Source organism: Tardisphaera saccharovorans (assembly GCF_046635845.1).
Lineage (GTDB): Archaea > Thermoproteota > Thermoprotei_A > Marsarchaeales > UBA168 > UBA168.
Window position 1 is genome coordinate 268261 of record NZ_JAQQXN010000002.1, and the last position, 24128, is coordinate 292388.

Sequence of the window (24128 nt, forward strand, 5' to 3'; positions counted from 1 at the left end):
CTTGCTAGTCATGCGATGAAGCGAACCCTAGGCGCGCCTCTGTTGTGAAGGTCCCTCAAATCCTTGGGCATTGAGAAGAGGGTTTCTATGTTTCTTTTCGTTATGTCGGTAATCGGTTTTTTATCTCTTACTGGTTTTCCATGTAATATGAGTGGCTTTAGTAGTTGCGTCCCTTTAGAAAATTTCGTCCCCTCTGGAACGATATAGTCAATCCACTTCTCGTAGTCCCTGTAAACCTGTTTGGCTCCGCTTATATGGCCGGTTTTCGATATTGGAAAACCATCAACCTCACATATTTTCATGCCGAAGTCTATGGTTGGTGCATCTGTGACGGCGTTGCCAACGCCAAACGCATCAGCATGCTGTGCCAGCTCTTCTAGCTTGTATTCGTTGAGCCCGCCGCTTAGAGTTATCTTTACGTTGAGTCCCATTTGCTTGAGTTCCCAGCGCACTTCTTCAGCTTCCTTGTCCAGATCCCCTGAATCTATGCGGACTCCTTGAAGGTGGCTTCCAAGCGCTTTGGCAGCTATTAGGGCTTCTGCGCGTGGAGTAAAGAACGTATCTATGAGTATGGTGCGAGGGGAATCGGGTGGAGCGTACATGTCGTAAGCGCGAAATGCCTCCTCTTGGTTGAAGGGATGTTCTTTTGTGCTAAAGGCCAGTACCATCGCGTGAGGTATGGTGCCTACGGGTTTTACTCCCAAAAGCCTTGCAGCTAGCACGTTTGAGGTACCGTTGAATCCCCCTTCAAGTGCTGCCTTTTCCTTAGCGAGCGCGGAGGATGGATGCGAGCGCCTTGTCCCAAACGCGAAAAGCGATTTATCTGGCCCGACGGCTAGCCTCATGCGTGCAGCTCTACTTGCCGCGCCCGATGCCTCGCATAGAAAGCCGAGTATTTCTGGTTCGTAGGTCGCAAAGTCGAGGTATCTTCCCTTTATTACCAGTACCGGTTCTTCTGGGAAGAAGACCTCTCCTTCATCTATTGCATAGGCGTCTACTGGGACACCAGTAAGTAGTTCCGTGACATCATCGAGGCCAGACAGAATTCCGAAGTTATAGGGCTCTGGCAGGGCCTTAGTAAAAACTTCCATTGTGACGTAGGGATTTCTTCCAGCACGCCTTAGTACCTGCTCTGTTACCTTGAAGTAGAGATCTGATACCTCGCCTGACTTCAGATCGTTTTCTGTCGGTATGAAAAACATCTTAACTATATATTGATATGATATTTATTTTTTGCGAGGGAAAACGCGTTACTTGCCCCAGCAGCCCTTCTGGCCTTTGGCCCGTTATGTGCAACTAAAAAATTATAAAGCGCGGTGGTAATGAATAACAAATGCAAATAACTTATTTGGGCCATTCCTGCTTCGTCTTACAGAACGCGGGACATAAGCTGATAATAGATCCATATGAAGGAGGAGCCTTTGAGGGATTTAACCTGAGAATAGAGGACTACCCCCAAGCCATAGATGGCGTTGAGGGGGTTGCCGTGACACACCATCATGCCGATCATGATTACGTCAAGCCTTTTTCCGGCGCTAAGGTCTTTGACGGGGTTAAGAGTATAGGGAAGCCGCCCATCGAGCTAATACCGGGATTCACGTTATCCTCTTATCGGACCGACCACGGCCCTGGAAGGGGAGAGTGCTCAGCCATATCTATATTCGTTGAGGGAAAGCGTTTTGTTCACCTTGGAGATACCTCATCATTACCTCCCGAAACGGAAACTCAGGTGAAAGATGCCGACTACCTGATGATTCCTGTTGGAGGGTATTTCACGATGGGGCCTCAAGAAGCAGCTAAGCTCGCTAAGACGCTAAACCCTAGATTTGTGGTGCCAATGCACTATGCCATAAAGGGAAAGAGTTCGCTCGTTCCGCATACGCTGGATGATTTTCTGAAAGCGTCATCGGGGCTAAACGTTTTAATCATAAATCTTGGAGGAAGTAAGACCCTGTGAGAAGTTGGTTTTTTCCATTTGCCATCTTGGATGGAAAACGACTAAGGCTTAAAAGCAGCATCATATAACTTTTGATTGGGTGATAATGTGTGTCTGGGGCCGAATTCCTGAAAAAACCCCACCTTAACTTGGTGGTAATAGGTCATATTGATCACGGCAAATCTACCATAGTGGGAAACCTGCTGTACCTAACCGGGTCGCTGGATCCGAGAGAGATGGCTGAGATCGAGGCTGCAGCGAAAGCCAAAGGAGAAGAGGATAACAAGTTCGCGTGGGTTCTCGACAGGCTTAAGGAAGAAAGGGAACGCGGTATAACGATCGACCTTTCCTTCTGGAGGTTCGAGACTCCGAAGCATTTCTTCACGTTTATTGATGCGCCTGGCCATAGGGATTTCATAAAGAACATGGTGACGGGCACAAGCCAGGCAGATGCCGCAATACTTGTGGTCTCCGCGAAGAAGGGTGAGTACGAGGCCGGAATAGGAGCGACTGGTCAAACCAGGGAGCACGCTTTCTTGGCTAAGACCATGGGAGTTAACCAGATCATCGTTGCCATAAATAAGATGGATGATCCTTCTGTTAACTATTCGCAGCAAAGATATGAGGAAGTAAAGGCCGGCATTAGCAAGCTTCTGTCAATGATAGGTTACAAGATGGATAAGGTGCCGGTGATCCCCGTTTCGGGTTGGAAGGGAGATAACCTTGCGACCAAGAGCACTAATATGCCGTGGTATAATGGTCCAACGCTGGTAGAGGCCCTCGATATGCTTGAGGAGCCACCCAAGCCAATCGACAAGCCACTTAGGCTTCCGATTCAGGACGTTTATACCATTCAGGGCGTTGGGACGGTGCCAGTAGGAAGAGTAGAAACTGGCGTACTTAAGATAGGTGACCGCCTCGTTTTCCTTCCCTCCAACAAGGTGGGTGAGGTCAGAGATATAGAGACCCACCACACAAAGGTAACTCAGGCAATACCTGGTGATAACATAGGCTTTAACGTGAAGGGCCTTAACAGAACCGACATACAAAGGGGAGACGTAGCAGCCAAACTTGACAGCCCAGCTACCGTAGCCAAGGAGTTCACTGCAAGGATATTCGTGCTCTACCACCCCACTTCCTTTGGAGTTGGCTATACACCCGTTGTCCACATTCACACGGCTACCGTTGCTTGCAGGATAGAAGAGATAGTTAACAAGCTGGATCCGAGAACTGGCCAGCCGCTGCCTGAAAAGGCGACGTTCCTAAAGCAGGGCGACAGCGCCATAGTCAGGATGGTGCCGATAAAGCCCATGGTGGTTGAGAAATATCAGGACTTCCCGCCACTAGGAAGGTTCGCTATAAGGGACTCGGGCAGAACCATAGCTGCAGGCATAGTAGTTGACGTGGTACCAGCTCAGATTCAGGTGAAGGCTTGATGGCTCAGAAGGCAAGGGTGAGGCTTTGGAGCGCGAACGTCAGGGACGTGGACTTGGTATGCAACGAGATAAAGGACGTTGCTACCAAGGCAGGCGTTCGCGTTGCGGGCCCCATCTACCTGCCCACTAAATATCTAAAGATAACTACGAGAAGGGCACCAAATGGAGAGGGAACTGATACCTACGATCACTGGGAGATGAGGCTTCACAAGAGGCTAATAGATATAGATGCCGACGAGAGAGTTATGCAAGAAATAATGAGAATCCAAGTGCCTGATTCGGTTTATATAGAGATCCAGTTGACTTGACCTTAACCCTCTTTTGACTTGTTAATAAATAGCTGAACTCCTTTTTGAAGGTCAGGGGTTCCTTTATCGTTGAGCGGCACCTTTGTCATAACGTGAATGTACTTGCCGTCAGCGGTTTCTATGAAGGCCTGCGGGATTTCCACCCCACCAAATTCGTCCTTTTCCCCGTAGTTTGTTAAGAAGTCCCAGTCTTCGTTTAGCTCCTTATATTCGACGTTTAATTGCGTGGCCGCCGTTTGGCATATTTTTTTAGCGTAGGACTTTAGGGCATCCCAATCCGCGGTAACCAATATTATGGCCTTAGGCTCCATTTGAGACAACTAAAGCGGAGGCTTAAAGTCTAGCGTTTTTGAAGGGGCTCAGCTAGGACTTTAGCTCACGAACGTCGCTACCCGGATTCGTCTTCATTGCCCCTTAGGGCTTTGGTCATTACCTCGCTTTGCAGAATTTGAGGCGGTACGCCAAGCTCTGTTGCGATCGTTGCTATCTGATCGAACTCCGGCTTTGCGCTTATCAGTTTGCCCTCCATGTCCCACGCCAGCTTTACGTTTATGTCTTTTCCCCTTAACTTAATGGTTCTCATTGCCCTAGAGGCCACAAACCTATTGACGCCCCAAAACCTAACTCCGAGGGTACCGGTATCGCCCATCAGGGTGAGCGCGAGCTTTCTCTCATCTCCCACCCTTGAGATGGCCCTAATTAGCGTGCCGGGCCTTCCCTTTTTCCTTAAAGAAGGTATCACGTATGCGTCAAGCGCTCCGTTTGCCATCAGGTCGCTTACGGCCTTCCCAACGACCTCGCCGCTTGCGTCATCAATATCGGTCTCCACGATTGACACGCTTTCGGTTTGCGTCGGCGGGTAATCATCTCCTAATATCACGCGCGTGAAAGAAGCCCTGCGGCCCAGGTCCCTCTGGCCAATTCCATAACCCACTTTTTTTGGAGTGAATATAGGGGTCATGCAATTCTTTTCAACCAGCGTTGACAGGATTGCTGCGCCTGTTGGGGTGGTTAGCTCGCCGCTGCCGAAAGGCCCGGGTATGACTGGTAACCCTGTCTGGCTAAGAATGGTTATAGTAGCCGGCGCTGGTGATCCCATTATACCATGCGAAAACTCCATATCTCCTCCTCCCAAAGCTATGGGAGAGGCGCAGTACCTGGTCCCCTCGAACAACTTTAGGTCATCTATGCACATGGCGACGCCTACTATATCTATTATTGTGTCCGCCGAAGAAGCCTCATGAAGTGTGACCTTCTCTCTTAAGCCGTGAACATGAGCTTCCGCGCTTACTAGCTTGTCGAAAGCGGAGAGAGCAAAGGCCTTGGCCTTTTCTCCAAGATTGAACTCCTTGAGGGCCCCGTCTATGGTCTTCCTAAGTATGGCGCTATCTCTTTCCGGGTGTGGAGGTTCTCCTGGCTCATAGACAAGTTCTTCATCAACCGAAACGGTAACCTTTGTACCCATGATCTCCCTGCTACTTGTCTTCTTAACGTCGACTTTTACGGAGCGGACGCCGGGCAGGTTCTTGGAAACGTAGTCAGCCAGCTTTATGATTTTATCTTGGTTAGAGCCAAGATCTAAGAGCGCTCCCAAAAGCATATCGCCTGAGGTTCCAGCTGTAGAGCAATCAAAATACAGTATCATGAACTCAAACGTTTTATTGGCTTTAACGCTTTGCGCATAATTGAGTTGTTGTCGTGCCTGAATTCATGATGCGCCGAGCTCGCATCGTTATGGGGTCACCTGTGTAGGCCATGCAGCCTGACGGATTCAAGCGCATGGCTTTTTAGCGCCTGTCTCACTTTCCAAATGAGAGATATTCTAGAGAGGCTTGCATCAGGGAAGATCGACGTCGATGAGGCCGAAAGGGAAATAAGGCGGCTTTACGTCGATCAGGTGGGAGAAGAGGTAAGGCTAGACCTAGAGCGCGCATGGAGGAGGAAGGTACCCGAAGCCATATTGGCGGAGGGCAAGGATCCAGGGGAAGCAGCAGCCCTTGCCAAGGAGATGGCGAAAGCCGTAGGGTCTGCCATCGTGACAAGGGTAATGGATGAAGATCATCGCAAAGCCATTGAGGGACTAGCTGGCGAATATCAGTTAAAAAAAGGGAAGAGGTGTTTTGTGGTCAGAAGAAGTGGTTACGTCCCTCCAAAAATTGGCCAGAAAATAGGAATATTGGCAGCTGGTACAGCTGATCTTCCTTTGGTTGAGGAAGCCCAGTTCGTTGCTGAGGAAATGGGTTGTGATGTTGAGGTAGCGATTGACGTTGGGATAGCTGGAATTCACAGGCTGTTTGAGCCGCTTAAGAAGATGCTGGATGATGGCGTGGTCGTTCTGATTGTCATAGCGGGAATGGAGGGAGCGCTTCCTGCCGTAGTAGCGTCGCTTGTGGACGTGCCCGTGATAGGGGTGCCTTCGTCCGTGGGATACGGGTACGGCGGTAAGGGGGAGGCAGCTCTGATGTCCATGCTGCAGGCATGTCCCATGGGGGTCTCCGTGGTTAATATAGATGGCGGAGTTGCCGCTGGGGCCTTTGCGGCACTGATTGCAAATAAAATAGCTGAAAAGTGCCGCAACTCATGAAAAATATTCACTAATTAGAGCCAATTTTTGAACCAGTTTCAAAAAAGCTTTTATGCCTTTAATCGCTTACTACATGCCCTATGACGTAAAAGACGGTAGAGTGGTTCCTTTTGTTGCTAGCGTTGATGAAGCGCTTAGATTGGCTAGGTCTGCCAAGTTCGTCGACCTTCAATTTGCCGACATAGCGGGGAGGCTGCAACATGTCACGATTCCCTCCCATGCCCTGAGCGAGGACTCGTTCAGGGTTGGGGTACCCAAGCTTGATGGCTCATCTATAAGGGGCTTTGCGCAAATAGATGAATCAGACATGGTACTTTACCCGGACCCTCAGACCGTTGCGGTCTTGCCTTGGTATCCCCAAGAGCTTTCTACTGTTAGGTTCATATGTGACGTAGGACTTGGCGGCGGCGCTGGTGCGTTTGAAGATGCCCCCAGAAACGTTGCCAAACGCGCGGTTTCATATCTAAGGGATAATGGCTTTACGTCGTACTGGGGGCCCGAGGTCGAGTTCTTCGTGTTTGATCGCGTGACTTGGGATACGCTGCAGCCCTACAGGGGGCAATCTTATGAGATCATTTCGCGCGAAGCACCGTGGTCATCGCAGGGAAGTGGCTATCCCATAAGGTTCAAGGAAGGTTACTACCCTGCGCCGCCGCAAGACACGCTTTACGAGCTCAGAAGCACCGCCGTCTCTTACCTGGAAGACAGGTTTCACGTAGTATGCGATGCACACCACCACGAAGTCTCTACGGCAGGTCAAGGTGAGATAAACATATTTCGTGACGACCTAGTCCCTTCGGCAGACGCTGTGATCAGCATAAAATACGTGGTCAAGAACGTAGCTAAGAACATGGGCATGGTGGCCACGTTTATGCCTAAACCCGTGTTTGGTGACAACGCCTCTGGGATGCACGTCCACATGTCGCTTTGGACCGGAGGCGTCAACGCGTTTTACGACGCGTCTGATAAGTATGCCGAGCTTAGCCAGATTGGTAGATACGCCGTAGGCGGTTTGCTTGAACACGCGAGGTCGTTAGCCGCGATCGTAGCACCAACTACGTCATCCTATAAGAGGCTGGTACCGGGATATGAAGCTCCAGTTTACATGGCATGGAGCAAGTCAAATAGATCAGCCGCCGTTAGGATACCAATTTATCACAACGGAGTCGATCACAGCGGCGAGAAAAGGCTAGAGTTCAGGCCTCCAGATCCATCCTCGAATCCGTATTTTGTGTTTGCGGCAATGGCCGCTGCGGCGATGGATGGCATAAAGAGGAAGATAGATCCAGGAGATCCCGTTGATAAGAACATATACGAGCTCACGGAAGATGAGAGGCGTGAAAAAGGTATTGGCGTGTTACCAGGCAGCCTCAAGGAGGCGGTAGAAGCGTTGCAATCGGACAGCGACTACCTTCTGTCAATATTTGGCAGGAGCCTTATCGATAAGATCATTTACTATGAGCTCAAAGACTATCAGGAAGTGAGCATGAGACCTCATCCGCTTGAGTTTCAGATGTACTTTGATGTGTAAGGCCCGCACTGGCACCTGAGTTTTTTAAACGCAATAAAACTTTTGTCTCGATGATAGTCGATGGGGCGAAAGCCCCCCTTTTAAAGAGCGTAACAGGTCTACTGGAAAGCGGCGCGTTGTCGGATAGCATCTTCCTGCGAAGTGCGACTAAGGCGCTCGCGGCGGCAAGGCGAACAGCCCTTTTGACCGCTGGAGGAGCTGGGAAGCCGAAACCATTAGCTGGGTAGTTCGCACATGTTCTTAGGATCGGGAAAAATGTTTGCGCTTTTAGCTAATTCGTGATACTTGGTGGCGCTTGTTTTTATCGGTATCCTGCTGAAGCATTTGAGAAGCAACTCAATGTCGCATATCTCAGTGTTTAGCTAAACTTATATCGGTAAACCGAAAACACTTGAGTTGTTCGAAGAAGCGAGGAAAAGGACGCTCGTGTCTGCGGTGGTGTTTGCCGCCCTAGCGACAGCCAAATTTGAGAGCGGCGTCTTATTCCACAGCGTGATAATGATTGGCGATGGGATTCATTCATTTTCTGACGTGTTTATGACGATCATGGTTTACCTAGGGTTGCGGGTGGCCGAGCGGCCGGCCTCGGAAAAGTTTCCCTTTGGGTTGTATAAGCTAGAAAACATGGTCTCTTTGGTGGTGGCCGCAGCTATAGGTTTTGCCGCTGTGGAGATAGCAAGGGATTCTTTGAGTTTTATTCATATATCCCAGCCAGCTGTACCCATAATTGTGGAGATAATCTCTGCTGCAGCCAGCTACTCGATAATGGTTTACTTGAATAGAACACCTGGTATAGCATTACCGTCGATGAAAGCTCAGGGCCTTCACGCCTATCAGGATGTCCTATCATCGCTAATAGTTGTGGTAGGGGTCGTCGCGGAGTGGTTATCGATGGTTTTGATTGCTGAAGTCGTCGGAATACTCATAGGAGCTTACATAATGTTTGAGGCCTACAGGATAGCTAAGGACGCCGTTTACACGCTGCTTGATGTTGGGAATGAGGAGATAACCGAGAAAATAAGGGGCGTCGTGTCAGGGATCGAGGGCGTAGTGGGGGTACATGAGATAAGGGTAAGGCAAAGTGGCCCGTTTTACTTTGTAGAGATGCACCTTGAAGCGCCTGCCAATTACTCGGTTCAGGAGGCAGACGCACTAGCCGATAAGGTCGAGGGTGAAATAAAGAGGAGCATTCCCTTGGTTGTTCACGTCAGTATACATGTTGAGCCAGGGTCTTTCCAGGGCAAGTGGATCGTGGCGATTCCCGAGCAACCCGATGGTTCCTTGAGGGGGCATATGGCCACGGTCCCTCTCATAAAGATCGTGGATACCAAGAGCGGCAAGGTGGACGTAATCGACAACCCAGCTTTAGCTGAGACTAGGAGAAAGGGCGTGAGGCTCGCAAAGGAGCTTAAGAACAGGGGTGTCGAAGTGGTGTTGGTTAGGGAAATAGGTGAAGGCATGCTGTCGTCGCTTAAAGGTGAGGGCATGATGGTGCTGTACTCTCCTACATCTAATGAGGCTGAGGCCCTCACTATGTTCAAAAGGGGCGAATTGAAGCCCGCAGAAGCATCTCCAGAGCCAGATTGAATCGTATTATTACATATCTTGGTGAATAGGGAAGGCTAAAGCCATGCTAAGGTCACTGATGCCTTTTTATCTGAGGTGCCTTACTTACATATGGTCAACGACGAAGACATAAAGAGGATGGCGAACCTTCTGAAGTCAGGGGCGACCATGTTAGCCGATACGTGTCCTGTCTGCGGTTCCCCTTTGTTTAGGCTTAGGGATGGGCAAGTGATATGCCCGCACTGCAACAAGCCCGTGGTCTTCGTAAAAGCCGGGCAACAGGAAGCGTCGGCTATGGAACCTTACATCATCGAGAGGGTGAAGGAGGTCCTGCTCAAGAGGCTAAGCGAGGTCTCCGCGGCCCTTGACTCTGATTCAGATAACATGCCCTCTTACGTTTCACTTATCTCGACAATTCTGGACTCTCTTAAGAAGATCAAGGAGTTGGAGGCCTCGTGAGCGGGCGCGTGGGGGTGGCACCATGTTAGTTATAGGTGGCATGGGAGTAGGGGGTCCTGGTAACCTGACCCTATCGTTGCTAGATGCTGTCAGGTCATCTGACCAGGTATTTGCAGAGGCATACACCGATCCAGAGGACATGCTTACCATAAAAAAAGTGGAGGAGCTAACTGGCAAAAAAGTGATAGTGCTCAGCAGAAAGGACCTCGAGGAAGGACAGGGTGACCAGGTATTGGAACCAGCCAAAAAATCCTCAATTTCCCTTCTCGTCTTCGGGGACCCTTTTATATTTACAACGCACCTTGCCCTGAAGCGTAGGGCAGAGCAAATGGGAATTGAGGTCAAAGTAGTTCATGGTATTTCCGTATTATCGCTTGCGCCTTCATGCTCAGGGCTTGATCCTTACCGCTTTGGCCCCCCCGTTACCGTGGTGTATCCCGATGAAAGATACGGCTATTTTCCAGAGACTCCATATGAGGTAATAGCGGATAATCTTTCTCGCGATCTTCACACGCTGGTTCTTCTTGATGTTAAGTACGAGGAGGGCAGGTACATGGGTTTTTCGGAGGCCTTAGGAATTCTTGAGAAGCTGGAAGAAAAGTTAAGTAAGGGAGCTCTGAGAAAGGGAAGGCCGTTGATACTTCTATCGGCCCTTGGGTCGCCAAGAGAAATTGTAAACTGGGTTCGGCTTGGAGACGTTGTTGACGATAAAATTTACAATCTGCCCAAGTCCATAATAGTGCCTGCGAGCATCAAGTTTTACGAGCAAGTGCCTCCAGATTTTCAGCGAATGCTGCATCGAAATGGCTAAAAGCTCATGATCTTAGAGGTCAACGTGGAAGGAGCCGCCAAGCTGCCAGCCTACATAAAGAAGGGTTCGCTTGTACCCAGGGAGTACCAGCTGAACATATACTTGAGCGCCTTACAGGGCAATACCCTTGTGGTCTTGCCCACTGGACTGGGAAAAACGATTATTGCTGCACTTGTAGCGGCTAAGCGCTTTGAACAATATCCCGATGAGAAGATCGTGGTGCTAGCGCCCACGCGCCCCTTGGCCGAGCAACACGCATCAACCTTTGGGAGCCTAATAGAGGCTGATGAGTTGAGGGTACTTACTGGAGAAACGAGCCCTGATGCCAGAAAGTGGCACTGGAATCACTCTCAGTTCATATTCATGACACCGCAAGCGCTCGAGAACGACCTCAGAGATGATAGGTACGATTTAACTGATGTGTCTTTTATGGTTTTTGACGAAGCCCACCACGCAGTTGGCGATTACCCGTATGTGTACATAGCTTCAAGGTACGTCCATGAGGCTAGGCATCCTTTGATTCTTGGACTAACTGCATCTCCTGGATATAACAAGGAGCACCTAGAGGAAATCCTTTCTAATTTACACATAAAAAAAGTGGAAGCCAGAGACGAAAGGAGTGCTGACGTCGCAGCTTACGTCAAGGGGATAACCGAGAAAAGGGTTGTGCTGGAATTGCCGGCCGAGATCTTGCAGGTGGGCAGATTACTAGATCAGATCTCTGAGAAATACATCGAAAGGCTATCGGCGCTTGGCATAAGGTTCAGGGTAAGCAACGTTCCCATAAAGTACCTTTTGGACATTCAAGATAAACTGAGGAAAAAGATAGAGTCGGGTAGCGCGGATTCCACTGACTTTCAGGCATATGGCCTGTTAAATAATATCATCAGGGTGAAGCATGCCAAGTTGCTGGTTGAGGTGGAGGGCGTAAGCAGCGCACTAAGCTATATGGACGAGATGGAAGATGCGGTCGCACAGGTTGGTTCTACTCGCTCGTTGAAGATGCTCGTCAGCGATTGGAACGAAGCGAAGAATAAGCTATTGGAGTTGCGGCGGTCTGGCCTTGAGCACCCAAAGGTTCCAGCGTTGCTCTCTGTGGTATCGGAGGAGCTCTCGAACGCGGGCTCTAAGGTTTTGGTTTTTACCCATTATAGGGAGACTGCAAGGGTGCTTTCCTCGATTCTGGGGAGCGTTAAGGGTGCAAGGCCAGCGCCCTTTCTGGGGCAGGCGAGGAAGGGCGTAGAGAAGGGAATGAGTCAGCGCGATCAGATGCGCGTTTTAGACGACTTCAGAAGTGGTCTAATCAACGTATTGGTGGCCACCCAGGTCGCTGAAGAAGGTCTCGATATAGAAAATTGCGACCTCGTAGTGTTTTATGATAACGTGCCAAGCGCCATAAGGCTAATACAGAGAAGGGGCAGGACCGGCAGAAAAAAAGAGGGTAAAATCGTTATACTAATGGCCAAGGGTACCGCTGACGAGACATATCACTGGATATCCCTAAAGAGGAAAGGAACGATGGGTAGGTTGATATCGGCCAGCGATGGGGAACTGATGATTTCGGAAGGAGGCTCTCAGGCTCCCTTTGCACCGGATGACGGTAAAAAAACAAAAATAAATAAGGGTCTGCTCGATTTTACGGAGGAAATGTCTTCTGGGACAGTGATACTGGATCATCGTCTAGAGGGATCAAGGCTTTCGCAGGCGTTAAAAGGTCTGGGAGTAACTTATTCTCTCAAAGATCTTGGTGGTAATTACGTGAAAGTCAAGGATGTTGTGGTCAGGGTTATGGCTTGTTCAGAGGTCGCTGATTTGCTTTCTTCTGGAGGCCTATTTGAGGAGGCAATATTCATGAAGACGCTTGGAAAACCCATATTCATTGTGGAAGGTATTCCCCCTCTATTGAACAGCGATGAGCCCGGCCCAAGAAGCTCATTGCTTTCGATTGCTGTTAAGTACGGTGTGCCGTTTCTGCCAAGCTCAGGGCCTCAGGATTCTGCCTCTTATATAGCTGCGTGGGCTATGAGAAACGAATAGGATGGTCGCGTAAGCGCACTAAGCCGGAAGAATAAAATAAGACCCAATAATGGGTCTGACCATGAAAAATCAAAGTTTAGCTGAAGTCTTTAAAACCGCTGCTGATGCTGCCGCACGCCTGATGGCTACTTCCATTTCCTTCGGAGAGAAGAACGCACCCGTGCCAGCGAGCGCATATGCCTGTACTGCGGCTTTCTGAAGTATGAGCGGAGCCGTCTCGTCGTTCATTATTTCCGCCTCGACAGCCACTGCTAACGCGTTGAGCTTTGCGCTTACGAGGTCTTTTTCGTACTGCTCGATGCTTATATGGAGTTGTTCTCCTGGTATGAACACTCCATCCCACGCTCCCTTTATTTGGAAGCTTAGAGGTATCGGCTTTATATCGAGGGCCATCAAGAGAGAGGCAGCTGCGGCGCTGGGCTTCTCTTTCACGTGGATTAGCGTGAAGTCCTCGTCGAGTCTTATCATACCCTTGACTATCTTTATCTTTGCTCCCATGTCGGTTAACACGCTTGCAGGCCCTCCAGGCGGTAGGCCGAGGTCACCAGCGGGTATCACGACATCGATTGGCGATGGCATTCCTGGCTTTATCCAATCTGAATCTCTTATCTCATCAATTATCGTTGAAAGGATAAACGGAGATGTGTTGGAAATTATTAAGGCATTAGTTCCCGTCGCAAGGGCTGCCAGCTTCTCTATATCGGGTCTATCGTTTTTGAGAGAAGTGAGGGCCCTTACTACAGTGCTGTTTTTGGCAACTTTTACTTCTGCCAAGCCTCTTAGGCGTGACCTCAATTCTGCGAGCATCTTATCGTTTGCTCCCTGTATCCCTATTATCATGACCGAGTTGTATTTCCTTATTTTTTCTGCTAACTCGGATGCTATTTTTTGCTTTTTAAGTAAGATTTGTTGTGATGGCATTTTTAACCACTTAAGCTTATGGGCTTACCCATGGTAAGCTTTATTATAACAGATCCGATCTCAACCGAGGGGTTCTTGAATTCCCTTCCTACCTCGTTTAAGACCGCAAGGGCGTTTTCCGCGACGTCCTTATCGCTTAGGTCCTCTTCACCTATCTTAACGGAGAAATATGGCTGTTCTCTCATGCGTACCTTGGCCGTCCTTTTTGCTCTCTCTATTAGGTTTGTCATATCTGCATTCGGGGGTATTGGATCCGGCATTTTCCCTCTAGGGCCGAGGAACGGGCCAAGCACTCTACCGACCAGAGGCATGAGTTCGGGCTCGGCAAGGTAATAATCATAGCTTTTCGCAACTTTTCTCGCGGCTTTTTTGTCAGACGCCAAAGCTGCAAGCTCATCCCTTCCCATGGTGAAGGCGGCGCCTGCTTTTTCGGCCATAGCGCGCCTTTCCCCAACCGCGAAGACCGCGACCTCAGTAGACTTAAGTGGATGAGGAAGAATTACCGATTTATTCTGCTTGTACTCTGGCTTTCTGGAATCGAAGTGAGGTAATTTAACGACAAGCTCAAAGCTTTGCTTGAAGTTTCTTGGCTTAGACTCCGCTCTTGCCTTCTTGACGGCCTCAGTAAGTTCCTCTAAAGTAGGTATAGGCATCACCACTTCGCCCTCTCTGCTTCAAGCTCTATCTCGCCTTTGCTTAAAAGCTGATCATATTTGCCAGAGTCAAGATCTGAAATTATCTCCTTTGGTTTCTTTCCCTCGACGGTGAGGCCTACGGACGCGGCTACCCCTAAAACGGTCTTTACCGCAGCTTTGAAGCTCGAAGCGGTGAGCGACTTCGCCTTTTGCTCAGCGATTTTAACAATTGCCTCCATACTTATGTCACCTGCCGTTGCTTCCCCTGCTACTCCGGGCTTCCCAACGCCACTGCTCTTGCCTATCTCGTGAAGCAGAAGGGATGATACCGATGGCTGCCCTACTTCTACTTCAAAGTCCTTGGTACTCATATCTATTATCACTTTGACTGGAACCTTCATCCCGCTGTACTGCTTGGTCAACTCATTGATCTTCGCTACGACCTGTGGTGTTTTTACGCCGGTCGGTCCCAACGCCTGCCCTATGGGAGGGCCTGGAGTTGCCTTTCCCGCGTCGACTCTGAACTTGAAAACCTTCTTAGCCATTTTGAACACCCTCGCTTTCCTTTACAGCCTCAGATGAGATTACCTTTAAGGAATCCGCGGAAACCACGACTGGCATCACATTTGGGGTGCCAATCAAGCTGATTCCAACCTCGCCCTTTGCCTTGTTTATGAATTCAATTTTTCCCCTCATACCCTTGAGAAGACCACCGGTTACCTCAACGAGATATCCCTCCTTGATTTGATCGATTACGGGGGCAGGAACTAGCATCTTTTGCAGCTCATCATCTTTCACGAGACCTTTGATTCTTCCTCTTACGTATCTACTTCCATCAATGAGTCTATCTACAGCGGCGAAGTTAACGGCCTCGACAATAAGATATCCCCTTAAAGATGGGATGCTTGTTATGGATTGAATTTGCGATGCTTCAGTGGAGTTCATCTCCTTGGCTTTTTGGGCGAGTTCGTCTACTGCCTCATCTTCTTTGCCGCGGGCTACCTTAATCGCGTAATTAAACGGCATTAACATCACCTAAAGTGGAAGCGCGGCCATAAGGATGTGAATTAAGAAAGCCAAAACTCCGATTGCAAGAAGTCCTATGAACGTTATTCTCGTGGATAACCAGAACTCCTTGCGAGTAGGCTTTCTTACCAGCTTCATGGTCGTGACTATGTCTTTCCATAGAGACATTCTCTTTTAGACTTGGACGGGCACAATTAAGCTTAGCGAGTGAAAAGCATCGCAAAGGACGAATAAGCCTCAAGGTGCTCAATGGATTTCATTCCCACGTTTTGCTTCTTGATTAGGCCTGCAAAAGGGAAGGGGGATGCCATCCCCATAAGGTTAAAAGTCTATGTCGCAATTAACGCGCGATGCTGTACTCAGAAGTGGCGAGTTTTTACTCGAAGATCGAGTCAACCACTAAAAGGCTTGAGATAACCTCCATTTTGGTTGACATGCTCAAGAGGGCCAGCAAGGATGAGGTTGGTCCGTTGGCTTATCTAACGCTGGGAAAGTTGTATCCCGACTTCGTCGGAATCGAGATAGGACTTGGTGAGAAACTTGTTGAGAGGGCGTTGGCCAAGTCCGTCGGAGTACCTCTGAAAGAAGTTGAGACGCTTTACAAGAAGACCGGAGATCTTGGGCTGGTAGCTGAGCAGATCTTTAAGGCAAAGGCAATACAGCAGCTCGTTCAACCGCAGCCGCCTACAGTAAAAGACGTGTACTTAACGCTGGATAAAATAGCTCGCTCAGCTGGCGGCGGCTCACAGGATGAGAAAATGGGATGGCTTTCGGGTATTTTTGGTGGTCTCACTCCTGTAGGGGCCAAATACTTGGTCAGAACGGTCATGGGAAAGCTGAGGCTTGGAGTTGCGGATATGACCATCTTGGATGCGCTTGCGGAGATCTATGCTGGAGGAGATAGGTCCCTTATAGAAAGGGCGTATAACTTGACCAGTGACATAGGACAGGTGGCCGAGAGCCTTGCTGAGAGCGGATTGGAAGGCATCAAGATGATAAAGCCCACGCCCGGAAAGCCGATTCGGCCAATGCTCGCTGAACGCCTTAAGAGCCCAGAAGAGGTTCTTGCGAAGCTCGGTGGAAAGGCCGCGCTTGAGTATAAGTACGACGGGGAGAGATGCCAGGCGCACATAACCCATGGGAACGTCGAGTTATTTAGCCGCAGGCTGGAGAAGATCACTTCTCAGTTTCCCGACGTTATCTCCTCCATCGCGAAGCATGTTAAGGCATCGGAGGCGATAGTCGAAGGCGAGATAGTTGGCGTTGATCCCAACACTGGAGAATTGATGCCGTTTCAATTACTTATGCACAGAAGAAGGAAGTACGGTGTTGAGGAGGCACTGGAGGAGATCCCTACTAACATATTTCTCTTTGATGTCATGTACTTAAATGGCAATGACCTCACACAGGTTCCATACGTTCAGCGCAGGAAGGCACTTGAGAGTGTGGTCGATACGTCTGGGTCAGTAAAGCTGGCAACGAGGACTTTGGTATCCGATCTTAGTACATTTGAGTCTTTTTTTGAAGAGGCGATAAGCGATGGATGCGAAGGGGTTATGGCTAAGGATATCAGCGATGCATCGGTATACCAAGCTGGCGCCAGAGGGTGGCTTTGGATAAAGTACAAGCGCGATTACAAGAGCGAGCTGGCAGATACGGTAGACTTGGTGATAGTTGGCGCGTTCAATGGGAGGGGAAAGCGCGCAGGGACTTATGGAGCGCTGTTACTTGCAGCATATGATAAGGCCAAGGACGAATTCTGCACTGTCTGCAAGCTGGGCAGCGGCTTTTCGGATGAGGAACTTTTCTCGTTGCCCCAGAAGCTCGGTGATGCAAGGGTAGAACGCAAGCCGGCGCGCGTCGAAAGCCTGCTTCAGCCTGATGTTTGGTTTGAGCCAAAGTACGTCATAGAGGTAAAGGGGGCCGAGATAACGCTTAGTCCAATCCATACTGCCGCTTATGGAAGGATCAAGGAAGGAGCGGGGCTCGCAATAAGGTTTCCGCGCACTACGGGAAAGTGGAGAACAGATAAAGCTCCTGAGGATGCAACCACGACCGATGAGCTGGTGGAAATGTACCAAAGCCAGCTGAAAAAAATCTCATAGTAATAGTTACTTTGTTTTACGTTTTATTGTTCACGAACGGTCCGGGTACCTATATGACGTTGGTTTCCGTTTCTTCGATAGGTAAGGCTAGGCCTTACATGGAGGCCAATTCTTTGTTTAAGGCAAGAGCTCTTGGCGTCTATAGATCCATCCAACGAAGCCACGATGCGTAGCGCGCATTGATTCTTTTGGATAAGGGCCTGGATGTGGTCCTTATATGCCGCTCAATTCTTAATCATCTAGGAGAAGATATGACCATTTGGTGAGACGAAATAGTTCCTTATCGCATGATTCCTGTGGTCTTGTTTGAAAGTATTTGAGCCATAATTTAAATACTACTGCATAATATGCACCGTATGTCTGCTACGGCCTCCAAGAGTTATATCGAGATGTATCCTGTCGAGGCCCCTTACTGTTACGCTGGGATACGCAGAGAGACCTCAACAAACGCCCTGGTTTATGAGGTTGTTGAACCTAGGCTGAGCGAGGAAGACGTGAAAAAGATAGGCATAATAAAGCAGTATCTTCTGGAGGAGTGGGTTGTTCCGCTTGAAGCAATAAGCCTAGATAGAGAGAAAGCAGTTGAACTGCTGAAGACTGCTGTACTGCACGTTATAAAGCGCAACAAGATCAGCGTGCCTGGCAACGTTCTTCAAAAGTATTACTACTACCTAACCAGAGATCTTATAGATTATGGAAAGATAACGCCATTGATCAGGGATGTTAACGTCGAGGATGTAGTTTGCAACGGGACAGCGATTCCCGTCTTCGTGGTTCACAGGAGATATGGGGAGCTTGAAACAAATGTCATATTTAATTCAGAAGAGGAGTTGGATGCCATGGTTGAAAGGCTTGCCTTTATGGCGAACAGGGATATCTCCTTGGCTAAGCCGATAGTGGATGGTATCTTGCCGAATGGCAGTAGGGTGCTAATAACATACAAGAAGGAGGTATCTGGAAGCGGTTCTACTTTCACCATAAGGAACTTTAGGCCAGAGCCTCTTACCATAATTGACCTTATATCGAATAAAGTCCTCGAGCCCAAGGAAGCGGCCTACATATGGGAGCTACTGGAATCAAAGAAATCCGTCGTTGTGATAGGGTCTACGGGGGCCGGAAAAACCACGCTCTTGAATGCCATAATAGACTTAATCGACCCACAGGAAAGGATAGTTACCATAGAGGAGACACCGGAGCTCAGGCTTGAAAGGGAGAACTGGGTATCTCTGCACAGCAAGGGCATAGAGGGAGAGCAATCAAGCATAACCCTTTTTGAGTTGCTTAAGGCGAGCTTAAGGCAGAGACCCGACTACATAGTCGTTGGCGAGATAAGGGGGGAGGAGGCCGTTGTGTTCTTCCAGTCTATAATGACCGGTCACGGTGGGCTAACCACAATTCACGCCGACAGCGTGGATTCTATGATAAACAGGTTGATAAGTCCCCCCATATCAGTGTCTCCATCGCTTATCCCTGCCGTGTCCGCTGTAGTGCACATAAGCCGCATATCGACCCACTCTGGCTTCGTTAGAAGGGTAAGTTCCATAGACGAGATAACAAGCTATGACTTGGCAACAAACAGAGTTCTTTATCAGAACTACGCGACCTGGAATCCGTCTAAGGATATAGTCGAGTATGGTAACAGCGTGGTAATGGAATCTATATCTTCGTCTACTAAGAGGCCGTTAAAGGAGATTTACCTCGAGGTAGATGACAAGGCTGAGATACTCAAGTGGATGGCTAGGACCCACAGAAATACCAGAATGGATGTCATATCGGTTATGCGCGATTATTATGCAAACAAAAAGGAAATAGTCATCAAGGCAAGGTTATCGAATCAATCGGGGCGTTCCCAGTGAAACTTAAAGACTTATTCAAAAAGAAGGTTAACGTTACAATTCAGATAGGAGAGGTTCGCACCCCATCTGAGGCGTCTTCAGGCAAGGTCCCTCCGGACGAGGCCGAGCGGCTAGAAGGAGGTTCCTTGGAAGAGGAGCCTACCCGTGAGGAAATTATCATAAAGAACAAGTCCTTAGTGAGCGCTGGCGCTTGGAGCAGGCGGAACATGGGTTTTCTCTCGATCTTATCGTCGTTGGTGCGTGAGTACGTGCCCGAGCTCAAGAAGGCCGGTATTTACGTTGATGAGCAGGATTTCATGGCCTTTTGGTCGGTACTTATGTTCGTTGGAACCGTGGGAGGTTTCTTCACGGGCTTCGCGGTCTTCTTTTCAATCACCCGTAATTTGGTCAGCGCTTTGGTGCTTGGGACGTCGACAGGGCTTATAGGATTCTCGCTGGGACTCGGAGCTCCCCTTTATTACGTATCGTCTAAGAAATCGTCAAGAAAAGTAGAGTTGGAGGCAGTGCTGCCCTTCATTGTGGAGAGGTTCGCGAGCTACATAGAAGCAGGGGCACCGTTGAAAGAGCTCATAAATTCCTTTAAGGACAGGCACATATATGGCATATGGATAGACGAGATTAACGAGATAAGGAAAGAGATAGACCTCCTAGGAATATCCCCATCTGATGCAATAATGAACGCAGCCAAAAGAAGCCCATCAGACGAGCTTTCCAATTTCTTATCTAGCTTTGTGCTGAGCATGAAGAGCAGTGTGGATCTCAGGCCCTTCATAAATCACGAAAGGGAGAACATAATGAACCAGAAGCGCCTTACGATCGATAAGTTCCTTGAAAACCTAGGAGCGTTGACTGAAAGCGTGATATCCCTGTTCGTCATACTTCCGATTACGATATTGACTATGGGCATGATCGCGGCAACTATCGGCGGAGGGTTCTTTGGACTTAATCCAACGGCGCTTATTTTAGTTACGAGCTTTGTGATAATGCCGCTGATGTTCCTGGTAGCTATGGAAAGCGTGAGCTCGATTACCCCTCGGATGTGAAGGTCGGCGGTTTTCCTTTTCCATCATTCTTGCGATGGTCCAGCGTATCGTGGATATGATCTCCCTTGTTCTTCTCTGATCGTTTATGTTTTTGATTTTTATCTGCGTTATGTTGTTCTCGTTATCGGTGAGTACCTCGTAAGTTAAAGCGCCTCCAGCAGGTAGTTGTCCCTCCTGTTCTCTTTGCTTATCCCTCTTCTCGTAGTCCCCCAGAACTTTATCCAGGAAGAACGACTTAAAAGGAGGGATATCGGGCTTAAGGGCTACCAACAGATCTATCTTCATTTCGTTATCGTGCTGGAATATGGCCGCAACCTTCCTGTCGCCTATGGATATTTGTGCCGTTGGTACCTCGCTGACCTCTTCTTTCGCAGGTTGCGGCACGGGTTCTGGCCTCGCTTCCTTGGGAGGTGTTTTTTCGCTGACTTCGACCGAGCCTTGCTTGGGCTCCTCGGTCTCCACTTGGACGCCTTCTGCTTTCGGGGTCCTGTTGCTTTCCATTACGCTCACCAGTGCTTTAAGCGCCGCTAATTCCTCGTCGAGCTCCTCAATTCTTTTCTTTATCCATGATAACGCCTTCTCCTGGTCGCTGTTTTCCATACGCTATCAACAGTACCCTGGACATAAAAAAGTTGCGTAAGCTCAGTTGATAATACAGGTTAAGCAAGTGCTGCACGACTTCAAGGAGCAGACCTTTCATAGTGAACGTGCCTTTCAGAGAGCTTTTCGGATACAAGGGCCCATATTTTCCGTTGGACGTCCGCGCGGTTTCCCTCTGCATCTATGGGGATTAGCTCACCTTCGCGACAGAGTTGCTCGTATTTTTGCTGAACGCGAGTCTGAAGGGTTTCCTGCTCGGTATATTGAACATGTTTTCTTTTGGTTACGCGTGCCGTTGCCGTCTTAGCGCTAATCCTAAGGAGTATGGCTAGGTCAGGCTTTAGAGCGAAGTCGTTGATGCACTTCACGTAGGCCTCGTCGACCCCCATGGAGCTCTGATATGCTATGCTTGAGTGATAGTAGCGGTCGCATATCACTATTTTGCCTGACTGTAGCGCTGGTCTTATGAGCTTTTCAACGTGATCATAGCGGTCCGCAGCGAAGAGCAGCGCTAGGAGCTTCGCTGGAACTTCCCCTTGTCCTTTGAGCAGTTTTTGTATCAGCCTCCCTATCTGGCCATCTGTTGGTTCATGTGTTAGTATTGTATCGATTCCGTCGCGAAGTAACCTCTTATGAAGTAGTCTCGCCTGCGTGGTCTTTCCGCAGCCGTCAATGCCCTCGATAGTAACAAATAGACCCCTCAACCCATAGTAAGGCCTCCTCGCATAAATGCGTGTTGGTGTGAGCTGCCTCGACTAGCTCCTAAGGGAGCTGACAACTAACCTTTAAAGAGAGTTGCCATCACTTTTTGACGATGGGCAAAAAAGAGGCTGAAGTCCTAAGCGTTGTCACCTATTACCTGAGCTTGGCAGAAAAAAATGCAAAAAAGCCCAATTCTAAGGAGTACGCTCAGAAGGCCTTGCTGCTCTGTGATAGGTTCAACATTCAAAGGCCATATTATCTTAGGCGCGAAGTGTGCCCTGAGTGCGGCTCCGTCTTGGTTCCCTCTGTTACATCGCGGGTAAGGTTAAGACGTGGGAGGGCCGTTACGACCTGTTTATCATGCGGCTACCGCGTGAGCAGAAGCTACCCAAAATTAAGGAAGGAAAAAGATGAGGATGGCATGCGGGCCTTGCCGCGGCGATGCCCACATGCGATGATTTTGATGCAATGATTAAGTGCGTTGTGCCGGATTACCAGCCAAGTGCGATGTCTTAATCTTGTTCTTTGTGCTCTCTTGGTTAGTGTTCCGCGTGAAAGGTTACCTGATAAAGGCCTGTTTTCCATCATGATTTGGGATGACGTCCATAGCTGTATCCATTAAACTTTAATAGTGACGTCCTATTTTCCAGTGACTTAACCATGGAGTATGTATATGCGTCTCTATTGATCCATCAGGCAGGTAAGGAGGTTACCGAGGACAATTTGAAAAAGGTGCTGGAAGCGGCTGGCATACAGGCTGACGACGTAAGGGTTAAGGCGACAGTTGCAGCCCTTAAAAATATAAACATCGATGAAGCGCTCAAGAATGCCACTGCGGTTGCAGCAGCACCAGCTGCAGTTGCGCCACAACCTAAAGTTGAAGAGGCAGCTAAGCCAGCGGAGAAGAAGGAAGAGCCAAAGGAAGAAGAGAAGGAAGAGGAAGAGGCTGCAGAGGGATTAGGGGCCCTCTTTGGATAAGCGCTGGTCGTGGTGAGCCCTTTGGCGAAGAGCAAACCCTTCTCCAGGAAGGCAAGGCTGGCCAAGGCTAACAGGAGAGCCGAACCAGTGCCCATATGGGTCGTGCAAAAAACTGCAGGAAAAGTGAGGCGCACGAGAAGGATGCGGAGCTGGAGGAGGAGCCCTCGCCTAAAGCTGTGATTTTAAGCGTCTGATTTCCAGAAAATCCGTTTAAACGCGCGCGTTTTTACAATTGTGAAGATCGTTTTTGTTTTGGCGATGATGCTCTTATTCGGCGTGTTTTGCTTTGCCGCCTCGGCTATGAGCGTGGGGCAGCAGGTGTATGGTATTAGCATGAACATGGAAATAAACCCTGCATCTCAGGACTACCTTATTAACAACATCAATGTTGCTGAGGCTAGCGGCTACCGCTACTTCATCCTTGAGATCACGACCCCAGGTGGTGATTCATCTAACATGCTTAACATGATTAGTGCCATTGATAACTACGAGAGTAACTATAATGGCACTTTCATAGTTTATGGAATTTCCCCAGGGGTTTTTAGCGCTGGCTCCCTGATATCGGAAGCGGCTAACTACATATATCTTCAAAATGGGTCAAGCTTTGGGGGAGCTTCTCCGATCTTTTCCACGCCGGAGCCAACCTACGTTGTTCAGAAGATAATGGGGGCCTATTCTGAAATGGTGTCATCAGAGGCCGCGCTGCATGGCCGCAATGGAACGGCCGCAGGGATGATGGTTTCGGCTAACGTCAACAAAACAGAAGGCGGGTTGACGTACACATGGCAGCAAGCAATATCCTTACATGTTGTGAATGGCTACGCTAGCAACTTAACTCAGCTGATATCGATGCTGAAATCCGAGGGGATAATTCCCCCGCAGGCAAGCGTTAACATAGTGGGACCTAGCCTAGCGGATCAGTTCAGATACGATCTGAGTAACAGCACGCTTGATGCGTTGCTCCTCGACTTGGGTTTCTTCGCGATACTTATTGATCTTTATCATCCCACCGGAATATTGACGGTAGTAGGTCTCGTTTCATTGGCCCTAGGTCTTTATGGCATGGGGATAGTTGGCGCGTCACCCATAGCCATAATTCTTTTTGCTATAGCGGGAGCTTTCATGTTTCTGGAGCTCAAAGCTGGGCATGGGTTATTTGCGGCATCAGGCGTCATAATATCGTTGGCTGCCCTCCTCATGCTATATGGCGAGGTTGTGATCCCTTCAGTACACGAATCTCCTTCAGCACCCGGGTACTTCTCAAGTCAGCCGGCGTTTACCGTCGTAACGGGAGTGGAGTTTGGGTTTTTAGCGGCCGCGCTGGGGTTTGCCGTTTTCTACCTCGATAAGGTTAGGCAAGCGTTGAGGGCTAAGCCTAAACTCATCGACAATGAGAGACTGATCGGGCTCACGGGAAGGGCTTCAGAGGACTTCCGGGATGGAAAGGGCACGGTGATCGTTAGCTCAGAGGAGTGGTCTGCGATTTCCTCTGACGTTATAAAAAAAGGCGATCGGGTAAGGGTGACTGGTGTAAACGGCATAATCCTTAGGGTGGAAAAGTTAGCGGAGGATTCTGGCGGATAACAGCGTTATA

The 24128-nt window shown here is 49.1% G+C and carries 26 protein-coding genes; 16 read left to right on the plus strand and 10 right to left on the minus strand.

Annotated features, from left to right (window positions below):
* Positions 1–8: 8 nt before the first annotated feature.
* On the minus strand, positions 9–1202 hold the full coding sequence (locus PRZ02_RS04875; RefSeq protein WP_449464707.1) for a nicotinate phosphoribosyltransferase: 1194 nt from the start codon (positions 1200–1202) through the stop codon (positions 9–11).
* Between the two features lie 131 nt (positions 1203–1333).
* Here PRZ02_RS04875 and PRZ02_RS04880 point away from each other — a divergent pair, with 131 nt between their 5' ends.
* The 3 genes from PRZ02_RS04880 (at position 1334) to rpsJ (ending at position 3680) form a co-directional block, all read left to right on the plus strand.
* Positions 1334–1957, plus strand: a complete 624-nt coding sequence (locus tag PRZ02_RS04880; RefSeq protein ID WP_449464708.1) for an MBL fold metallo-hydrolase — start codon at positions 1334–1336, stop codon at positions 1955–1957.
* Positions 1958–2046: 89 nt separating this feature from the next.
* Positions 2047–3372, plus strand: coding sequence for a translation elongation factor EF-1 subunit alpha (tuf, locus tag PRZ02_RS04885; protein ID WP_449464709.1), 1326 nt, complete (start codon positions 2047–2049; stop codon positions 3370–3372).
* A complete protein-coding gene (gene rpsJ, locus PRZ02_RS04890) occupies positions 3372–3680 on the plus strand; it encodes a 30S ribosomal protein S10 (RefSeq protein WP_449464710.1) in 309 nt (102 codons plus the stop codon). The genes tuf and rpsJ overlap by 1 nt, the downstream gene beginning before the upstream one ends.
* Before the next feature lie 2 nt (positions 3681–3682).
* Here rpsJ and PRZ02_RS04895 read toward each other — a convergent pair whose 3' ends face one another.
* Both PRZ02_RS04895 and larC read right to left on the minus strand, forming a co-directional pair.
* Complete coding sequence (locus PRZ02_RS04895; protein ID WP_449464711.1) at positions 3683–3991, minus strand: hypothetical protein; 309 nt, start codon at positions 3989–3991, stop codon at positions 3683–3685.
* A 77-nt stretch (positions 3992–4068) separates the two neighbouring features.
* Positions 4069–5325, minus strand: a complete 1257-nt coding sequence (larC, locus tag PRZ02_RS04900; RefSeq protein ID WP_449464712.1) for a nickel pincer cofactor biosynthesis protein LarC — start codon at positions 5323–5325, stop codon at positions 4069–4071.
* 165 nt (positions 5326–5490) lie between these two features.
* Here larC and larB point away from each other — a divergent pair, with 165 nt between their 5' ends.
* From larB to PRZ02_RS04930, 6 genes are all read left to right on the plus strand, one after another.
* Positions 5491–6264, plus strand: coding sequence for a nickel pincer cofactor biosynthesis protein LarB (gene larB / locus PRZ02_RS04905; RefSeq protein ID WP_449464713.1), 774 nt, complete (start codon positions 5491–5493; stop codon positions 6262–6264).
* Between the two features lie 73 nt (positions 6265–6337).
* Complete coding sequence (glnA, locus tag PRZ02_RS04910; protein WP_449464714.1) at positions 6338–7795, plus strand: type I glutamate--ammonia ligase; 1458 nt, start codon at positions 6338–6340, stop codon at positions 7793–7795.
* 396 nt (positions 7796–8191) lie between these two features.
* Positions 8192–9382 carry a cation diffusion facilitator family transporter gene (locus PRZ02_RS04915; RefSeq protein ID WP_449464715.1) on the plus strand — a complete coding sequence of 397 codons (1191 nt, stop codon included), beginning with the start codon at positions 8192–8194 and terminating at the stop codon, positions 9380–9382.
* Between the two features lie 90 nt (positions 9383–9472).
* Positions 9473–9820, plus strand: coding sequence for an Sjogren's syndrome/scleroderma autoantigen 1 family protein (locus PRZ02_RS04920; protein ID WP_449464716.1), 348 nt, complete (start codon positions 9473–9475; stop codon positions 9818–9820).
* Between the two features lie 22 nt (positions 9821–9842).
* Entirely contained in the window at positions 9843–10631 is a 789-nt protein-coding gene (gene dph5 / locus PRZ02_RS04925) for a diphthine synthase (protein ID WP_449464717.1), read from the plus strand.
* A 6-nt stretch (positions 10632–10637) separates the two neighbouring features.
* Positions 10638–12668 carry a DEAD/DEAH box helicase gene (locus PRZ02_RS04930; protein ID WP_449464718.1) on the plus strand — a complete coding sequence of 677 codons (2031 nt, stop codon included), beginning with the start codon at positions 10638–10640 and terminating at the stop codon, positions 12666–12668.
* A gap of 69 nt (positions 12669–12737) precedes the next feature.
* Here PRZ02_RS04930 and rplJ read toward each other — a convergent pair whose 3' ends face one another.
* The 5 genes from rplJ to PRZ02_RS04955 are packed head-to-tail and all read right to left on the minus strand — an operon-like array spanning position 12738 to position 15418.
* Complete coding sequence (gene rplJ / locus PRZ02_RS04935; protein ID WP_449464719.1) at positions 12738–13589, minus strand: 50S ribosomal protein L10; 852 nt, start codon at positions 13587–13589, stop codon at positions 12738–12740.
* Between the two features lie 2 nt (positions 13590–13591).
* Positions 13592–14242 carry a 50S ribosomal protein L1 gene (locus tag PRZ02_RS04940; RefSeq protein WP_449464720.1) on the minus strand — a complete coding sequence of 217 codons (651 nt, stop codon included), beginning with the start codon at positions 14240–14242 and terminating at the stop codon, positions 13592–13594.
* Positions 14242–14769, minus strand: coding sequence for a 50S ribosomal protein L11 (locus tag PRZ02_RS04945; protein ID WP_449464721.1), 528 nt, complete (start codon positions 14767–14769; stop codon positions 14242–14244). The genes PRZ02_RS04940 and PRZ02_RS04945 overlap by 1 nt, the downstream gene beginning before the upstream one ends.
* On the minus strand, positions 14762–15250 hold the full coding sequence (locus PRZ02_RS04950; RefSeq protein ID WP_449464722.1) for a transcription elongation factor Spt5: 489 nt from the start codon (positions 15248–15250) through the stop codon (positions 14762–14764). The genes PRZ02_RS04945 and PRZ02_RS04950 overlap by 8 nt, the downstream gene beginning before the upstream one ends.
* A 9-nt stretch (positions 15251–15259) precedes the next feature.
* Complete coding sequence (locus tag PRZ02_RS04955) at positions 15260–15418, minus strand: protein translocase SEC61 complex subunit gamma (RefSeq protein ID WP_449464723.1); 159 nt, start codon at positions 15416–15418, stop codon at positions 15260–15262.
* A gap of 182 nt (positions 15419–15600) precedes the next feature.
* On the opposite strand from PRZ02_RS04955, the gene PRZ02_RS04960 reads away from it, so the two are divergent.
* From PRZ02_RS04960 to PRZ02_RS04970, 3 genes are all read left to right on the plus strand, one after another.
* Complete coding sequence (locus PRZ02_RS04960; RefSeq protein WP_449464724.1) at positions 15601–17355, plus strand: ATP-dependent DNA ligase; 1755 nt, start codon at positions 15601–15603, stop codon at positions 17353–17355.
* A gap of 356 nt (positions 17356–17711) precedes the next feature.
* A complete protein-coding gene (locus PRZ02_RS04965) occupies positions 17712–19211 on the plus strand; it encodes a type II/IV secretion system ATPase subunit (protein ID WP_449464725.1) in 1500 nt (499 codons plus the stop codon).
* Positions 19208–20254 (plus strand): type II secretion system F family protein, encoded by a 1047-nt coding sequence (locus PRZ02_RS04970; protein ID WP_449464726.1) that lies wholly within the window; start codon positions 19208–19210, stop codon positions 20252–20254. Before PRZ02_RS04965 ends, PRZ02_RS04970 begins: the two co-directional genes overlap by 4 nt.
* Here PRZ02_RS04970 and PRZ02_RS04975 read toward each other — a convergent pair.
* Both PRZ02_RS04975 and tmk read right to left on the minus strand, forming a co-directional pair.
* Complete coding sequence (locus PRZ02_RS04975; RefSeq protein WP_449464727.1) at positions 20174–20854, minus strand: hypothetical protein; 681 nt, start codon at positions 20852–20854, stop codon at positions 20174–20176. The genes PRZ02_RS04970 and PRZ02_RS04975 overlap by 81 nt on opposite strands.
* 80 nt (positions 20855–20934) lie before the next feature.
* Positions 20935–21558: a dTMP kinase gene (gene tmk, locus PRZ02_RS04980; RefSeq protein WP_449464728.1), complete on the minus strand. Its 624-nt coding sequence runs from the start codon at positions 21556–21558 to the stop codon at positions 20935–20937.
* A 110-nt stretch (positions 21559–21668) separates the two neighbouring features.
* Here tmk and PRZ02_RS04985 point away from each other — a divergent pair, with 110 nt between their 5' ends.
* The 4 genes from PRZ02_RS04985 to PRZ02_RS05000 all read left to right on the plus strand — a co-directional run bounded on the left by PRZ02_RS04985 (position 21669) and on the right by PRZ02_RS05000 (position 24118).
* Complete coding sequence (locus PRZ02_RS04985; protein ID WP_449464729.1) at positions 21669–22028, plus strand: hypothetical protein; 360 nt, start codon at positions 21669–21671, stop codon at positions 22026–22028.
* A 188-nt stretch (positions 22029–22216) separates the two neighbouring features.
* Positions 22217–22534 (plus strand): 50S ribosomal protein P1, encoded by a 318-nt coding sequence (rpl12p, locus tag PRZ02_RS04990; protein WP_449464730.1) that lies wholly within the window; start codon positions 22217–22219, stop codon positions 22532–22534.
* 21 nt (positions 22535–22555) lie between these two features.
* A complete protein-coding gene (rpl39e, locus tag PRZ02_RS04995; RefSeq protein WP_449464731.1) occupies positions 22556–22714 on the plus strand; it encodes a 50S ribosomal protein L39e in 159 nt (52 codons plus the stop codon).
* 54 nt (positions 22715–22768) lie between these two features.
* Positions 22769–24118: an NfeD family protein gene (locus PRZ02_RS05000; RefSeq protein WP_449464732.1), complete on the plus strand. Its 1350-nt coding sequence runs from the start codon at positions 22769–22771 to the stop codon at positions 24116–24118.
* The last annotated feature ends 10 nt before the right edge of the window (positions 24119–24128 follow it).

What these genes read in the sequence shown, in the direction of transcription:
- PRZ02_RS04875 (WP_449464707.1), bottom strand. Translation starts at nt 1,202, where the DNA reads ATGTTTTTCATACCGACAGAAAACGATCTGAAGTCAGGCGAGGTATCA.
- PRZ02_RS04880 (WP_449464708.1), top strand. Translation starts at nt 1,334, where the DNA reads ATGCAAATAACTTATTTGGGCCATTCCTGCTTCGTCTTACAGAACGCG.
- rpsJ (WP_449464710.1), top strand. Translation starts at nt 3,372, where the DNA reads ATGGCTCAGAAGGCAAGGGTGAGGCTTTGGAGCGCGAACGTCAGGGAC.
- PRZ02_RS04895 (WP_449464711.1), bottom strand. Translation starts at nt 3,991, where the DNA reads ATGGAGCCTAAGGCCATAATATTGGTTACCGCGGATTGGGATGCCCTA.
- larC (WP_449464712.1), bottom strand. Translation starts at nt 5,325, where the DNA reads ATGATACTGTATTTTGATTGCTCTACAGCTGGAACCTCAGGCGATATG.
- larB (WP_449464713.1), top strand. Translation starts at nt 5,491, where the DNA reads ATGAGAGATATTCTAGAGAGGCTTGCATCAGGGAAGATCGACGTCGAT.
- glnA (WP_449464714.1), top strand. Translation starts at nt 6,338, where the DNA reads ATGCCCTATGACGTAAAAGACGGTAGAGTGGTTCCTTTTGTTGCTAGC.
- PRZ02_RS04920 (WP_449464716.1), top strand. Translation starts at nt 9,473, where the DNA reads ATGGTCAACGACGAAGACATAAAGAGGATGGCGAACCTTCTGAAGTCA.
- dph5 (WP_449464717.1), top strand. Translation starts at nt 9,843, where the DNA reads ATGTTAGTTATAGGTGGCATGGGAGTAGGGGGTCCTGGTAACCTGACC.
- PRZ02_RS04930 (WP_449464718.1), top strand. Translation starts at nt 10,638, where the DNA reads ATGATCTTAGAGGTCAACGTGGAAGGAGCCGCCAAGCTGCCAGCCTAC.
- rplJ (WP_449464719.1), bottom strand. Translation starts at nt 13,589, where the DNA reads ATGCCATCACAACAAATCTTACTTAAAAAGCAAAAAATAGCATCCGAG.
- PRZ02_RS04940 (WP_449464720.1), bottom strand. Translation starts at nt 14,242, where the DNA reads ATGCCTATACCTACTTTAGAGGAACTTACTGAGGCCGTCAAGAAGGCA.
- PRZ02_RS04945 (WP_449464721.1), bottom strand. Translation starts at nt 14,769, where the DNA reads ATGGCTAAGAAGGTTTTCAAGTTCAGAGTCGACGCGGGAAAGGCAACT.
- PRZ02_RS04950 (WP_449464722.1), bottom strand. Translation starts at nt 15,250, where the DNA reads ATGCCGTTTAATTACGCGATTAAGGTAGCCCGCGGCAAAGAAGATGAG.
- PRZ02_RS04955 (WP_449464723.1), bottom strand. Translation starts at nt 15,418, where the DNA reads ATGTCTCTATGGAAAGACATAGTCACGACCATGAAGCTGGTAAGAAAG.
- PRZ02_RS04960 (WP_449464724.1), top strand. Translation starts at nt 15,601, where the DNA reads ATGCTGTACTCAGAAGTGGCGAGTTTTTACTCGAAGATCGAGTCAACC.
- PRZ02_RS04965 (WP_449464725.1), top strand. Translation starts at nt 17,712, where the DNA reads ATGTCTGCTACGGCCTCCAAGAGTTATATCGAGATGTATCCTGTCGAG.
- PRZ02_RS04975 (WP_449464727.1), bottom strand. Translation starts at nt 20,854, where the DNA reads ATGGAAAACAGCGACCAGGAGAAGGCGTTATCATGGATAAAGAAAAGA.
- PRZ02_RS04985 (WP_449464729.1), top strand. Translation starts at nt 21,669, where the DNA reads ATGGGCAAAAAAGAGGCTGAAGTCCTAAGCGTTGTCACCTATTACCTG.
- rpl12p (WP_449464730.1), top strand. Translation starts at nt 22,217, where the DNA reads ATGGAGTATGTATATGCGTCTCTATTGATCCATCAGGCAGGTAAGGAG.